Raw genomic sequence first — 13,137 nt, 5'->3', positions numbered from 1 at the left:
GGAAGGTCAGGGCTTAGGCCCCTTTGGGGCGGAACGCCTTGATCCTTGCCGGGTCAGTCTCGATCCGCGCCGCGCCGATCAGGTCAAGGCAATAAGGCACCGCCGCAAAGACCGCGTTCAGGCAGGTGGCGATGGCCGAGGGTTTGCCGGGAATCGTGATCATCAGGCTGGTATCACGGATCGCCGCCGTCTGGCGCGACAGGATCGCCGTCGGCACCTCGGCCAGCGAAGCGCGGCGCATTTCCTCGCCAAAACCGGGCAGTTCCTTGTCCATCACATCGGCCACGGCTTCGGGGGTCTGGTCGCGCGGAGCGGGGCCGGTGCCGCCGGTAATCAGGATCAGGTCAGCGCCCTGCTCGGTCAGTTCGATCAGCTTGGCGGCCACGACCTCGCGTCCGTCGGGTATGATATGGCGGGTAATCTGCATCGGGCTGGTGATGGTGTCACGCAACCACGCCTCGGCACCGGGGCCGCCCTTATCCTCATATTCACCGCGGGCAGCACGGTCGCTGACGGTAACGATGGCGATGCGGGCGGAACGGTCGGTCATGGCATTTGTCCTTTGAGGGGGTCCGCGAAGGCTATACCGGATTCATCAGATCCTCAACAAACCAAGCGGCGAATTGGGCGCGGCCCGACACCCCCGCCTTGGCATAAATCCGGGTCAACTGCGCCCGCACCGTGCCATGCGCCGCCGGGCGATGTCAGCGCCACGTCACGCTCGGCCGGGGTCAAACCCCAGCGTTCGAACTGATCCTGCGCCGTGGCATTCCTTTTGTGTCGCGGTCCGGGCGAAATGCGCGGGCCATGACCGGAACATGAGGTTATCCGTAGCGCCGGTTGACTGCAGCAACGCTTACGGACGATTTGCTGCGGTTGGGCATGTTCCAAGCCGGACGCCCCCCAACGACGCACCCATGGCTTCGGCAGCGGCGGATTCGGAGATCAGCACATCCATAAGATTACTGCGCGGGCACCAGTGGATCAGGGCCTGAGGCCCCCCTCAGACCACGGCTTCAGGCTGCTGAAATCCTTGTCCATCGGCCGGATAAAGGACCAGGTGGAATGGATGACGCTCCATTCACCATCGGGTTCCTTCTGGAACACCTCAATGACATTATATTCCATGTCGATCAGGTTCGTTTTGGCAAAAAGCTGATAGGTCAGCACCGCCATATCCGTGCCAAACTGCACACGCGGATGGCGAAGATCGTAGCTGTCGGCATGAAGCGCCCCGTCGATGGATTGCAGAAACCTGCCGATGCTTTCATGGTCGTCCGTGCGCGTCTCTACCGCCGCGTCGAAATAGGAAAAGCTGCGTCTGGACCAAAGCTGCGCATAGCCCGACGTATCGCCCCGGAACCATTTGTCCAGCGCGGCTTTTTCAAGCCCGATCAGGTCATCGGCAAGCGCGCGTTCGTCGTCACTATAGTCACGTTCATATTGCGGTTCAGTCATCGGTTCGTCCTTTCGTTTTCCCCCACCCAGATGTGCAGCAGGCCGCCCAAGCGCAACGGCTTAGCGGGCATGGCAGGTTCCCAGAGGGTTCAGCACGGTCAGCGGCTCAGCGCGCGCAGTGGCGGCGGCTGTCTGGGAAATGACCCCATCTTCCAGCAGGTTTCTCAGAACATAATTGCGTCGTTCCAAAGCCTTTTCCGGGTTTCGCCTTGGATTGAGGTCGGCTGGCGCAACTGACAAAGAGGCCAGCAGTGCAGCCTCTGACAAAGAAAGCTGCGTCATGTCCTTGCCGAAATAGGCCCCTGCCGCGCCCTGGACGCCGTAGCAGCTTTGGCCAAGGAAAACCCCGTTCACGAACCAGTTCAGGATCTCATCATGGCCAAGCGCCTGCCCAAGCGCCATTGTCGCGGGAAGGCTGGCGGCCGGAACCTGATTATGCGCTGGCGAATACCAGCGCGTGATCTCGCGCGTCAGCGTCGAGAAACTGGGGGAACGACGGTAAAAACCACGATCCTGAGCGACCATGAACGCCTGAAGCACAACCTCTGGAACCGGCCGCCAATCCTTGCTGGCGGCCTGATAATCCGCGCGAATGCTTTCGCGGGACGGAAGTTCCTGCGCCCCCGCCGAAAGGGCTGAAAATATCAGCCCGGCAAGGGCGAACCACCTGCCGGGCCGGGGTTTCATCACTTCACCCGCGCGTTGCGGTTCGCCACCAGTTTCAGGCGCAGGGCGTTCAGGCGGATAAAGCCTGCCGCGTCTTTCTGGTCATAGGCGCCGGCGTCGTCCTCGAAGGTCACATGGGCTTCGCTGTAAAGCGAATGATCCGACCAGCGGCCTACGCAATTCACGCTGCCTTTATAGAGTTTCAGCCGCACGGTGCCGGTCACATGCTCCTGCGATTTGTCGATCAGGGCTTGCAGCATCTCGCGTTCGGGGCTGAACCAGAAGCCGTTATAGATCAGTTCGGCGTAACGCGGCATGATGCTGTCTTTCAGGTGGCCCGCGCCGCTGTCCAGCGTGATCTGTTCGATCCCGCGATGTGCTTCCAGCAGGATCGTGCCGCCGGGGGTCTCGTAAATCCCGCGCGACTTCATACCGACAAAGCGGTTCTCGACGAAATCCAGCCGCCCGATGCCGTGACGCCCGCCATATTCGTTCAGCCGCGTCAGGATGGTCGCGGGCGACAGCGCCTCGCCATTGATCGCCACCGCATCGCCGCGCTCGAACGTCACCTCGATATATTCGGGCGTGTTGGGCGCGTCCTCGGGGTTGACGGTTCGCTGATAGACGTAATCGGGGGCCTGTTCGGCGGGGTTTTCCAGCGCCTTGCCCTCGGACGAGGTATGCAGCAGGTTCGCATCGACGCTGAACGGGGCCTCGCCGCGCTTGTCCTTGGCGATGGGGATCTGGTTCTGTTCGGCAAACTCGATCAGCTTGGTGCGCGAGGTCAGATCCCATTCGCGCCAGGGCGCAATGACGCGGATCGCCGGGTCCAGCGCATAGCAGGACAGTTCGAACCGCACCTGATCGTTGCCCTTGCCGGTCGCGCCATGGGCCACGGCATCGGCGCCATGTTCATGCGCGATCTCCACCAGACGCTTGGAAATCAAGGGCCGCGCAATCGAGGTGCCCAGCAGATACAGCCCCTCATAAACCGCATTGGCGCGGAACATCGGAAAGACGAAATCGCGCACAAATTCCTCGCGCAGATCGTCGATATGGATGTTTTCGGGACGTATCCCCAGCAGCTCCGCCTTGTGACGTGCCGGTTCCAACTCCTCACCCTGCCCCAGATCGGCGGTGAAGGTAATGACCTCGCAGCCATATTCGGTTTGCAGCCATTTCAGGATGATCGACGTATCAAGCCCCCCGGAATAGGCGAGGACAACTTTCTTTGGCGCGTCGGACATGCGGACCCCCTTTGGATTTTGCGCAGGGATAGGACGGAAACGCGGTTGTCACAAGGGTTTCCCGGCGGATAATAGGCAAAACCCGAGCCAAGGCTGCAATCTTGACCAATCCGCCCCTGATCCGCGAAACCCTGCGCCAGATTTGCCTCTATCGCTGACAGATTCTGCCGGTTGCCGGGCTGATCTGGCTGGCACAATACCCGTCACGCCGCAGCGAGCGGGACTTCTATTGATGCGATGGCCTTGTCCGGCGGGCATGGCACCGTCGTCTGGCTGGCGGCGGTGATCGTCGAGGTCGCAGTTTACCCTGGGACCGCGTGTATGGCGGTCGGCTGGCGCTGATGGATGAGGCACCGGGGCGCTGACTGGCGCGCTGGCATTGGCGGCCGATATTGTCCTGTTTTACCCTGTCGCGGCTCCTGCCAATGCTGACGGTGGACCAATGCTGACGGGGGCTGCCAGCCTTGGGCTTTTTTCTGAGCGTCAACCTGCTGCGGCCTTGATCGCCACATAGCTGTTCCTGCGCCTGTCGCCCATACAGGTCAGTCGGACGCTGGGCCGCAATATGGCTAACCGAAGCGTGGCGGGCAACTGCTCCCTTCTCGCGCCCGTTCCAGCGGCTGAGCCTTGTCATTCAGCTTGCAATCGCCCTGCTGATTGGGGCAGGCGCACCTATCAGTATGATGCTGACCGATGACCAAGGCTATTATATCAGCACCCCTGCCCCTTTCATGGCGGCCCTGCTGTCCTGCCTGATGATGCTGCGGTTCGAACGGTTGATCCTGTCGGCCATGAACAGCGTTTATCACCGCGCAAACCTACTGCGGGTATGATTCCATCAACGGCCCCTTGCTTGCCTGCGCATTTCCCGGCATGGCTGGGGCATGAAAAACTTCACCGCCTCTGTCCGTGACGCCGAACGCGCCCTGCGCGAGCTGTTTCAGCCTACGCCGCTGCAACGCAATGATTTCCTGTCCACACGTTATGGTGCCGACATCTGGCTGAAACGCGAGGATCTGACCCCGGTGCGCAGCTATAAGCTGCGGGGGGCGTTCAACGCCATGCGCAAGCTGGAGGGCGGGCAGCAGCATGTCGTCTGCGCCAGCGCCGGGAACCATGCGCAAGGCGTGGCCTATGCCTGCCAGCATTTCGGCGCGCGCGGCACGATCTTTATGCCGGTGACGACGCCGGGGCAAAAGATCGACAAGACGCGGGCCTTTGGGGGCGATGCGGTCACGATCCGGCTGGTCGGCGACTATTTCGACCAGACCCTTACAGCCGCGCAAGAGTTCGCACGGGCCGAAGGCGCGGTATTCCTGCCGCCCTTCGATTCGCTGGACGTAATCGAAGGTCAGGCCACCATTGCACAGGAAATCATGGAACAGATGGGCGGCGCACCCGACCTGATCGTGCTGCCGGTGGGCGGCGGCGGTCTGGCGGCCGGGGTGACGGCATGGTTCGCGGAAAACGCCCCTGCGACCCGTTTCGCCTTTGCTGAGCCAGAGGGCGGCGCCAGCCTGATGGCCGCGCTGCGGCAAGGCGGGCCAGTCACCCTGCCCCGCGTAGACAGTTTCGTGGACGGTGCCGCCGTGGCCCGCATCGGTGATCTGCCCTTTGCGCAACTTGCGGGTTTCAAGCCCGGACAGGTGTTTCTGGCCCCTGAGGACCGCATCTGCATCACCATGATCGAGATGCTGAACACCGAAGGCATCGTGCTGGAACCCGCCGGTGCGCTGGCCATCGACGCCCTGCGCGACATCCCCGATCTGGAGGGGCGCCGCGTCGTTTGTCTGTGTTCGGGCGGCAATTTCGATTTTGAACGGCTGCCCGAGGTCAAAGAGCGCAGCCAACGCTTTGCCGGGCTGAAGAAATATTTTATCCTGCGGATGCCCCAGCGTCCCGGTGCATTGCGCGAGTTTCTGGCCATGCTTGGCCCGGATGATGACATCGCCCGGTTTGAATATCTGAAGAAATCAGCCCGCAATTTCGGCTCGGTGCTGATCGGAATTGAAACCAGCGACCCGATGAACCTGCACAGGCTGATGAACCAGCTGGAAGCCGCCGGTTTCGCATATCGTGACATCACCCAGGACGCGATTCTGGCAGAGTTCCTCATTTGACCGCAACCAGAGGCGCAAGCCCAAGCTCTTGCCCCATGGCCGCCTGCATCTGCTGTTTGCTGGCGGCATAAAGGTCGATCACCGCGGAAACCGTTGCCTGATCTGCGGTGCCAGCAGTTGCCAGCCGCTCGCCCGCCTCACACAAGGCGGCGAAATCCCGAAAACCAAGGTTCAGCCCGCTGCCTTTCAGCCCATGAAACTGTCGCCCCAACGCCGCCGGATCATCCAGGGACAGGCGGTAAAGGCCGCTTTCGACCTCATCCAGAAACAGCTCCAGCACCATAAAGAAATCATCCCCGCCAAGGTCGCCATAAAGTTCCCGCAAACGCGCCCAATCAATCATTGCAACCACCCCGAATCGCTTCGCATCCCGGTTTAGCAGACAGGGCTTTCCCAAAGATTAACGGCGGCCATTAACGGCCTGTTCAGCTTTGCCTGTTATGCAGGCGGCATGACATTGACGAATCGCCCCCTTGAAGCCTCAGCCCCCGCGCCGCAACAGCCGCGGCTGGTTCTGGTCGTTGACGACAGCCCAGCACAGCGCCGCGTGGTAACGCTGCAACTGGCCCGCGCGGGTTATCAGGTCACAGAGGCCAGCAGCGGAGAGGAGGCTTTGCGGTTGTGCGCCACGCAGGAACCGGACTTCATCCTGTCGGACTGGGTGATGCCGGGGATGAGCGGGCCGGATTTCTGCCGCGCCTTTCGCGGGCGCAAGCGCAAGAAATACGGTTATGTGATCCTGCTGACCTCACGCAGCGGCACGCAGGACATCGTGCATGGGCTGCAAAGCGGGGCGGATGATTTTCTGGCCAAGCCGGTTGCAACCGCCGAACTGGTCGCCCGGCTGGCCGCTGGCGAACGTATCCTGTCCATGGAGGAGCGCCTGCGCGCCAGTAACGCCCGGCTGAAAGAAACGCTGGAGGATCTGCGCCGCTCACAAGAGCTGATCGACCGCGACCTCAAGGACGCACGCGCCCTGCAAGAAGGACTGATGCGCCAGCGCAAGGGCCTGATGGGGCAATTGTCGATCTCGTTGCTGCTGCGGCCTGCGGGGCAGATTGGCGGCGATCTGGTCGGGTTCTTCCCCATCGACAGCCGCCGCGTCGGGATTTTCGCCACCGACGTCTCGGGACATGGCGTTGCTGCGGCACTGTTGACGGCGCGGCTGGCAGCTTATCTCAGCGGCGCGGGCGAACAGAACATCGCCCTGCGTATGACGCCCATGGGGCTTTATGATGCGCTGCCCCCCGCTGAACTGGTCAGCTATCTGAACCGCTTGCTTATCAAGGACATGCGGACGGACACTTACCTGACCATGCTTTACGCCGAGGTGAACTTCCTGACGGGTGAAGGCCGCTTGGTGCAGGCCGGGCATCCGCATCCGCTGATCCAGCGTCAGAATGGCTCGGTCGAGGTGGTCGGCCATGGCGGTTTGCCGGTCGGCGTATTCGAAGGCGCCAGCTATGATGAGGTGCCGTTCCGTCTGGCCCCCGGTGATCGCATGTTCATCGCCTCGGACGGGATCACCGAAGCCACGTCGCCGCATGGAACGCTGCTCGGGGAACAAGGGCTCATGGATATTCTGCGCACCAATGCCAGCCTGCATGGTGACGGGCTTCTGGAATCGTTGTCCTGGTCGGTATCCAATTTTGCCCAAGGCAGACGTGATGATGATATCTCTGCTGCGCTGCTGGAATATGGTGGTTCGGGCTGGCCCCTTGGGCCGGGCGGGAAAATACCTATATAGGGCGGCAAACGCGGCCGTTTCCGGCCGCAGACATCCCGAAAGGACACCCATGCCCACCTCCAGCCAGATCACTTGGGACGACACCGTTCTGCCGTTCCAGCTTGACCGTTCCAGCATCCGGGGTCGCGTTGCGCGGCTTGACGGCGTTCTGGATCACATCCTCAGCCGCCATGACTACCCGGCCCCTGTCGCCGCGATGGTTGCAGAACTGGCGCTGCTGGCGGCGCTGATCGGCCCGACCGTCAAGCTGCGCTGGAAGCTCAGCCTGCAAGTGCGCGGCAAGGGCGCGATCCGAACCATTGCCGCTGATTATTATGCCCCGGCCTCGGAAACCGAACCGGCCCGCATCCGGGCATGGTCCAGCTTTGACGCCGACCGGCTGGATCTGAACCAGCCCGGCTTCGACCAGATTGGAGAGGGTTATTTCGCCATCCTGATCGACCAGGGCGAAGGCAACCTGCCCTATCAGGGCATCACCCCGCTGGCGGGTGGTGCGCTGGCGGCCTGTGCGCAGGCATATTTCGCGCAATCGGAACAGCTTCCGACCCGGTTCGCCCTGTCTTATGGCCATTCGCAGATGGCAGGCGGCGCGGCAGGCTGGCGGGCGGGCGGCGTCATGCTGCAAACCCTGCCCGCGCAACCGATGGCCCCGGCCGAAGGCGGCAGCGGCACGGACGGGCTGATCGAGGCCGCAGACATCCTGCAAGGTGCGGAATCCGAGGATTGGAACCGCGCCAATCACCTGCTGGACACGGTCGAGGAGATTGAGCTGATCGGCCCTTCGGTCTCGCAGACCTCGTTACTGACACGGCTGTTCCACGAGGAATCGCCCCGCGTCTTCGACCCTCAGCCGGTGCGCTTTGGCTGTTCCTGCTCGGAAGATCGGGTGCGCGGCACCATGTCGATCTATTCGGCCAAGGACATCGCGCATATGACCACGCCCGAGGGCAAAGTCACCGCCGATTGCCAGTTCTGCGGCGCCCATTACGAGATGGACCCGGCAAGCCTGGGATTTGAGGCAACCGTGGACGCGGACGGCAACCCTCTGCCGCAAGAGGCCGGTTGAACGGGCTGCGCGACAAGCTGCTGGCTGCGCTGAACCAGCCGTCCGGGGACAGTTCGGATTTCGACCTGAACCCCGGCGTAACACCGCCCGGCACACCCCTGCGCGACGCGGGGGTGCTGGCGGCATTTTACCCGGACGGGCAGCTGATCCTGACCAAACGATCCAGCGCGCTTCGCCACCATCCGGGCCAGATCGCGCTGCCCGGTGGCAAGGTCGAACCCAGCGACGGCGGCGTGATTGGCGCGGCGCTGCGCGAGGCGCATGAGGAAATCGGCCTGCCCCGTGATGGCGTTGAAATCCTTGGCACCCTGCCCGCGCATCGCACCGTGACCAGCTTTCGCATGGTGCCTGTTCTGGCGCTGGTGACAGCCCCATTCACGCCCATGCCCGAGCAGGGCGAGGTGGACGAAATCTTCACTCTGCCCTTTGCTCATATCGCGGATCCCGCGCGCTATCGGATCGAGCGGCGGATGTGGGGCGGACAATGGCGGGCCTATCGCGCCGCGCCTTTCGGGCCTTATTATCTGTGGGGCGCGACGGCACGGGTGCTTTACGGGCTGGCGGAAAGGCTAAACCGATGACCGACCGGATCAACGCTGATTTCCTGACACGCCCCGGCTTTCGCGCCTTGGCCGCACTGTTTGCGGCGCAGGGCTGGCGGTTATGGGCCGTCGGCGGTTGCGTGCGCGATGTGCTGCTGAACCGCCCCGTCGGGGACATCGACCTGTGCAGCGACGCGGCCCCCGATCAGGTTATCGCGGCGGCGGAAACCACCGGGATGCATTGTATCCCAACCGGGCTGGCGCATGGCACGGTAACTGTTATTTTTGGTGATGAACCCTATGAAATCACGGCGCTGAGGCAGGACACCGAAACCTTTGGCCGCCACGCCACCGTCACCTTTACCGATGATCTGGCCCAAGACGCGGCACGGCGCGACCTGACCATGAACGCGCTCTACCTGACGCCCGACGGCCTGCTGGTGGACCCGCTGAACGGACTGCCGGACCTGTTGGCGCAGCGGGTGCGCTTTGTGGGCGACCCCGCGCGGCGTATTGCCGAAGATTACCTGCGTATCCTGCGGTTTTTCCGCTTTTTCGCATGGTATGGCCGCCCCGGTCAGGCCGATGCCGCCGCGCTGACCGCCTGCGCCAAGGGGCGCGCCGGGCTGGCACAACTGTCGCGCGAACGGATCGGACAGGAAATCCGTCGCCTGCTGGCCGCGCCGGACCCTGTGGAAACCCTGAATCTGATGCAGGAAACCGGAGTCCTGCAAGACATTCTGCCCGGTGCCGACCCTGCCCCGGTGACGCAGCTTGGCGCAGCAGGCTGGCAGGCGCGACTGGCCGCACTGGCACCGTTTTCCGTGACCGACGCCCTGCGTCTGTCCAAAGCAGAATCGCGGCACCACGATCAGATTTTGCGGGCGGCAGAACAGGGCTGGTCGCTGGACCGGATCGGCTATCACCTGCCCCCTGACACCGCTGTGGATGCCGCCGCGCTTGCCGGTCTGCGCGAACCGGGCTGGCAGGAGCGGCTGACCCGCGCCGCAGCCGCGCGGCTGCCGATCAGTGCCGCCGAGCTGCCCGACCTGTCCGGCCCCGCGATCGGCACCGGGCTGCGCGCTGCTGAAACCGAATGGATCGCTTCGGGGTTTAACATATCGAAACAGGCACTTATCCAAATCGCAAAAGGGCAGACATGAGCATCCATCACCGCTTTGGCCGCATGATTGACGCCTTTGCCCCGGCCGAAGGCGACCCGCCGCGCAGCTTGCTGGCCTTTATCGCCTGGTGCCTGCGTGGCGCCTGGGGCGGGCTGGCGGTGGCCGGCGCGACCTCGGCGCTGGCCGGGGTTGCAGATGTGATCTCGGCGGTTTTGCTGGGATGGGTGGTGGATGCCGTCACCAATTCCGCCCCTGCAACGTTGCTTGGCGATGCAGGCTGGCTGATCGCAGGATTCGTGCTGTTTTTTGTCGTCGTCCGGCCAGCGATTTTTGCCCTGTCCACGGCCAGTTCCAACGTCATTATCGGGCCAAATGTCCTGCCGCTGGTGCTGTCGCGGCTGCACCGCTGGACGATGGGCCATTCGGTGACGTTTTTCGACAACGACTTCGCAGGCCGCATCGCCCAAAAGCAGATGCAGACTGCGCGGGCCGTGACCGATGTGGCTTCTGAAATGGTGAACGTGGTCGCATTTGCACTGGCCTCGATCCTGGGATCAGCAGCGTTTTTGCTGATGGTGGACGGATGGGGCGCGGTGGCGCTGATCGTCTGGATGTTTGCCTATCTGGCGCTGATCCGCTTTTTCCTGCCGCGTATCCGCTCGCGCTCCAGGGAACGGGCCTCGGCACGGGCGATGGTGACGGGGCATGTCGTTGACACGATTACCAATATCAAGACCGTCAAGCTGTTTGCCCATGCCGCGCATGAGGATCGCTCGGCACTGAACGCCATGTCCGGCTTCCGCAACGCCGCGCTGGAGTTCGGGATTACCTCGACCCATTTCCGCCTGACGCTGATGTTCATTGCCGGGCTTTTGCCGGTGATTCTGGTCGGCGGCAGCATCATGCTGTGGCAGGATGGACGCGCCACGGTGGGCGATATTGCCGCCAGTGGGGCAATTTCGATGCGGCTGGCGCAGATGACCGGCTGGGTTTCGATGGCGCTGATGGGCCTTTGGGGCAGCGTGGGTGAGATTGAGGACGGGATGCAAACCCTTGCGCCGCCGCATGACCTGACCGATGCCCCCGACGCGGTGGCCCTGCCCCCGGTCGCCGGGCGGGTGGATTTCGACGATGCCGGCTTTGCCTATGGCCGGGGCGCGAGCGGGTTGCAAGGCATTGATCTGCATATCGCACCGGGCGAGAAAGTCGGGATCGTAGGGGCCTCGGGTGCCGGAAAATCGACACTGGTAGCACTGCTGCTGCGGCTTTACGACGTGGAAAAGGGCGCAATCCGCATCGACGGGCACGATATTCGCGGCGTCACGCAGGAATCCCTGCGCCGTCAGATCGGCATGGTCACGCAGGAAACCGCGATGTTCAACCGCTCGGCCCGCGACAATATCCGCTATGGCACGCCCGACGCGACCGAGGATCAGATCATCGCCGCCGCCAAAGCCGCCGAGGCACATGAGTTCATCCTGAACCTGCGCGACCATCAGGGCCGGACCGGCTATGACGCGCATCTTGGCGAACGCGGCGTCAAGCTGTCGGGAGGTCAGCGCCAGCGCATTGCCCTGGCACGTGCCTTCCTGAAAGACGCCCCTATTCTGGTGCTGGATGAGGCCACCAGCGCGCTGGACAGCGAGGTCGAGGCCGCGATCGGGGACGCGCTGACCCGTGTCATGGCTGGGAAAACCGTGCTGGCGATTGCGCATCGCCTGTCCACCATCGCAGAACTTGACCGCATCATCGTGCTGGAAGATGGCCGCATCGCGGAACAGGGCAACCATGCTGACCTGTTGGCGAAAGGCGGGCTGTATGCGCGCTACTGGAACCGCCAGTCGGGCGGATTCCTTGGCACCGAGGATGACGAATGACGCTGACGATTCAACGGCTTGGCCGTCGGGGCGATGGCGTGACTGACGGCCCGGACGGTCGGGTTCTGGTGCCGCTGACCCTGCCCGGCGAGGTGATCGACAGGGCAATTGCAGATGGTCGCATTGCTGCCCCGCGTATCCTGACACCCTCACCGCAGCGGGTGCGCCCGGCCTGCCCACATTACAGCGCCTGCGGCGGCTGTCAGCTCCAACACGCCAGCGATGATTTCGTCGCCCGCTGGAAGGCCGGGGTGATCGAGACCGCACTGGCCGCGCAGGGAATCACGGCGCAGGTCGCCACCGTGCAGACTTCGCCCGAACGCTCACGCAGGCGGGCGGTGATCTCGGTGCGGCGCACGAAAAAGGGGGCGCTGGCAGGGTTTCACGCACGGGCCTCGGATCAGGTGATTGATGTCAGCGACTGCCCGGTGATCCGCCCCCGGATTCAGGCGGCGCTGCCTGCGCTGCGGGCCATGGCGGGGATTGGGGCATCACGTCAGGGGGAATTATCGGTGGTGGTGACGGACAGCGCCGCCGGGCTGGATCTGTCCGTGCGCGGCGGCAAACCGGCAGATGCGGCGCTGTTGCAAGATATGGCGGCGCTGGCTGCGGAACAGGATTGGGCGCGGCTGGTGTGGGGCGACACACCGCTGACCCGCCGCCCGCCCGCGCAGGTCTTTGGCCGGGCGCAGGTCACGCCGCCTCCCGGTGCTTTCCTGCAAGCCACGGCCGAGGGCGAGGCCGCGCTGTTGGCCGCCGTGCGCCATGCCGTCGGGGATGCGGCCCGGATCGTCGATCTGTTCGCAGGCTGCGGCACCTTTACCCTGCCACTGGCCGAGCAAGCCGAGGTCCACGCCGTCGAGGGCTTGCCCGAACCCTTGGCCGCACTGGATGCAGGCTGGCGGCAGACCAAAGGACTGCGGCGGGTCACGACCGAATCGCGCGACCTTGCCAAACGCCCGCTGATGGCGGACGAATTGAACCATTATGACGCCATCGTGATCGACCCGCCCCGCGCCGGGGCCGAGGCACAAGCCCGCGAAATTGCTGCCAGCCAAGTGCCGCGCGTGGGGTTTGTGTCTTGCGATCCGGTAACTTTTGCCCGCGATTGCCGGATTCTGACCCAAGGCGGCTATGTTCTGGATCAGATTCTCGCCGTCGATCAGTTCCGCTGGTCGGCGCATGTGGAAATTGTCGCCAGCCTGCGCCGAAATCTGGCCTGATTAACGGTTTCGTGGTAATTCCCTGCTAAATTGCGTGAACAGCAATAATGAGGCAGAGATGATTCGA

13 protein-coding genes are annotated in these 13,137 nt (G+C 63.3%); 8 read left to right on the top strand and 5 right to left on the bottom strand.

Annotation, left to right across the window (positions count from 1 at the left end; all coding sequences use genetic code 11):
* Positions 1-13: 13 nt before the first annotated feature.
* From mog to Q4G24_RS10030, 4 genes are all read right to left on the bottom strand, one after another.
* Positions 14-550: a molybdopterin adenylyltransferase gene (gene mog / locus Q4G24_RS10045; RefSeq protein ID WP_303366393.1), complete on the bottom strand. Its 537-nt coding sequence runs from the start codon at positions 548-550 to the stop codon at positions 14-16.
* A gap of 434 nt (positions 551-984) precedes the next feature.
* Positions 985-1,458 (bottom strand): DUF4440 domain-containing protein, encoded by a 474-nt coding sequence (locus Q4G24_RS10040; RefSeq protein ID WP_303366392.1) that lies wholly within the window; start codon positions 1,456-1,458, stop codon positions 985-987.
* A gap of 60 nt (positions 1,459-1,518) precedes the next feature.
* Entirely contained in the window at positions 1,519-2,145 is a 627-nt protein-coding gene (locus tag Q4G24_RS10035; RefSeq protein ID WP_303366391.1) for a transglycosylase domain-containing protein, read from the bottom strand.
* Entirely contained in the window at positions 2,145-3,371 is a 1,227-nt protein-coding gene (locus tag Q4G24_RS10030; RefSeq protein WP_303366390.1) for an argininosuccinate synthase, read from the bottom strand. The genes Q4G24_RS10035 and Q4G24_RS10030 overlap by 1 nt, the downstream gene beginning before the upstream one ends.
* A 680-nt stretch (positions 3,372-4,051) precedes the next feature.
* Between Q4G24_RS10030 and Q4G24_RS10025 the strand changes: the two genes are divergently transcribed.
* Both Q4G24_RS10025 and ilvA read left to right on the top strand, forming a co-directional pair.
* Entirely contained in the window at positions 4,052-4,204 is a 153-nt protein-coding gene (locus Q4G24_RS10025; protein ID WP_303366389.1) for a hypothetical protein, read from the top strand.
* Between the two features lie 51 nt (positions 4,205-4,255).
* Positions 4,256-5,491 (top strand): threonine ammonia-lyase IlvA, encoded by a 1,236-nt coding sequence (gene ilvA / locus Q4G24_RS10020; RefSeq protein WP_303366388.1) that lies wholly within the window; start codon positions 4,256-4,258, stop codon positions 5,489-5,491.
* Here the strand turns inward: ilvA and Q4G24_RS10015 are convergent.
* A complete protein-coding gene (locus tag Q4G24_RS10015; RefSeq protein WP_303366387.1) occupies positions 5,484-5,834 on the bottom strand; it encodes an Hpt domain-containing protein in 351 nt (116 codons plus the stop codon). The two genes, ilvA and Q4G24_RS10015, sit on opposite strands and share 8 nt — an antisense overlap.
* Positions 5,835-5,942: 108 nt before the next feature.
* Here Q4G24_RS10015 and Q4G24_RS10010 point away from each other — a divergent pair, with 108 nt between their 5' ends.
* Genes Q4G24_RS10010 through Q4G24_RS09985 form a run of 6 tightly spaced genes read left to right on the top strand, consistent with a single transcriptional unit; the run spans position 5,943 to position 13,070 of the window.
* Positions 5,943-7,238 carry a PP2C family protein-serine/threonine phosphatase gene (locus tag Q4G24_RS10010; protein WP_303366386.1) on the top strand — a complete coding sequence of 432 codons (1,296 nt, stop codon included), beginning with the start codon at positions 5,943-5,945 and terminating at the stop codon, positions 7,236-7,238.
* Positions 7,239-7,287: 49 nt separating this feature from the next.
* A complete protein-coding gene (locus tag Q4G24_RS10005; protein WP_303366385.1) occupies positions 7,288-8,304 on the top strand; it encodes an Hsp33 family molecular chaperone HslO in 1,017 nt (338 codons plus the stop codon).
* On the top strand, positions 8,301-8,885 hold the full coding sequence (locus Q4G24_RS10000; RefSeq protein ID WP_303366384.1) for a CoA pyrophosphatase: 585 nt from the start codon (positions 8,301-8,303) through the stop codon (positions 8,883-8,885). Before Q4G24_RS10005 ends, Q4G24_RS10000 begins: the two co-directional genes overlap by 4 nt.
* Positions 8,882-10,009, top strand: coding sequence for a CCA tRNA nucleotidyltransferase (locus Q4G24_RS09995; protein WP_303366383.1), 1,128 nt, complete (start codon positions 8,882-8,884; stop codon positions 10,007-10,009). Before Q4G24_RS10000 ends, Q4G24_RS09995 begins: the two co-directional genes overlap by 4 nt.
* Complete coding sequence (locus Q4G24_RS09990) at positions 10,006-11,847, top strand: ABC transporter ATP-binding protein (protein WP_303366382.1); 1,842 nt, start codon at positions 10,006-10,008, stop codon at positions 11,845-11,847. The genes Q4G24_RS09995 and Q4G24_RS09990 overlap by 4 nt, the downstream gene beginning before the upstream one ends.
* Positions 11,844-13,070: a class I SAM-dependent RNA methyltransferase gene (locus Q4G24_RS09985; RefSeq protein ID WP_303366381.1), complete on the top strand. Its 1,227-nt coding sequence runs from the start codon at positions 11,844-11,846 to the stop codon at positions 13,068-13,070. The genes Q4G24_RS09990 and Q4G24_RS09985 overlap by 4 nt, the downstream gene beginning before the upstream one ends.
* The last annotated feature ends 67 nt before the right edge of the window (positions 13,071-13,137 follow it).

The sequence above is a fragment of the Paracoccus sp. (in: a-proteobacteria) genome (genome assembly GCF_030538695.1).
GTDB lineage: Bacteria > Pseudomonadota > Alphaproteobacteria > Rhodobacterales > Rhodobacteraceae > Paracoccus.
This window is presented reverse-complemented; position numbering and strand designations above follow the sequence as displayed.

Bases quoted from the DNA above. Each gene is read 5' to 3' on its own strand.
- Q4G24_RS10040 (WP_303366392.1), bottom strand. From the start codon at position 1,458: ATGACTGAACCGCAATATGAACGTGACTATAGTGACGACGAACGCGCG.
- Q4G24_RS10010 (WP_303366386.1), top strand. From the start codon at position 5,943: ATGACATTGACGAATCGCCCCCTTGAAGCCTCAGCCCCCGCGCCGCAA.
- Q4G24_RS09985 (WP_303366381.1), top strand. From the start codon at position 11,844: ATGACGCTGACGATTCAACGGCTTGGCCGTCGGGGCGATGGCGTGACT.
- Q4G24_RS10035 (WP_303366391.1), bottom strand. From the start codon at position 2,145: ATGAAACCCCGGCCCGGCAGGTGGTTCGCCCTTGCCGGGCTGATATTT.
- Q4G24_RS10025 (WP_303366389.1), top strand. From the start codon at position 4,052: ATGATGCTGACCGATGACCAAGGCTATTATATCAGCACCCCTGCCCCT.
- Q4G24_RS10015 (WP_303366387.1), bottom strand. From the start codon at position 5,834: ATGATTGATTGGGCGCGTTTGCGGGAACTTTATGGCGACCTTGGCGGG.
- Q4G24_RS10005 (WP_303366385.1), top strand. From the start codon at position 7,288: ATGCCCACCTCCAGCCAGATCACTTGGGACGACACCGTTCTGCCGTTC.
- Q4G24_RS09995 (WP_303366383.1), top strand. From the start codon at position 8,882: ATGACCGACCGGATCAACGCTGATTTCCTGACACGCCCCGGCTTTCGC.
- Q4G24_RS10030 (WP_303366390.1), bottom strand. From the start codon at position 3,371: ATGTCCGACGCGCCAAAGAAAGTTGTCCTCGCCTATTCCGGGGGGCTT.
- ilvA (WP_303366388.1), top strand. From the start codon at position 4,256: ATGAAAAACTTCACCGCCTCTGTCCGTGACGCCGAACGCGCCCTGCGC.
- mog (WP_303366393.1), bottom strand. From the start codon at position 550: ATGACCGACCGTTCCGCCCGCATCGCCATCGTTACCGTCAGCGACCGT.
- Q4G24_RS09990 (WP_303366382.1), top strand. From the start codon at position 10,006: ATGAGCATCCATCACCGCTTTGGCCGCATGATTGACGCCTTTGCCCCG.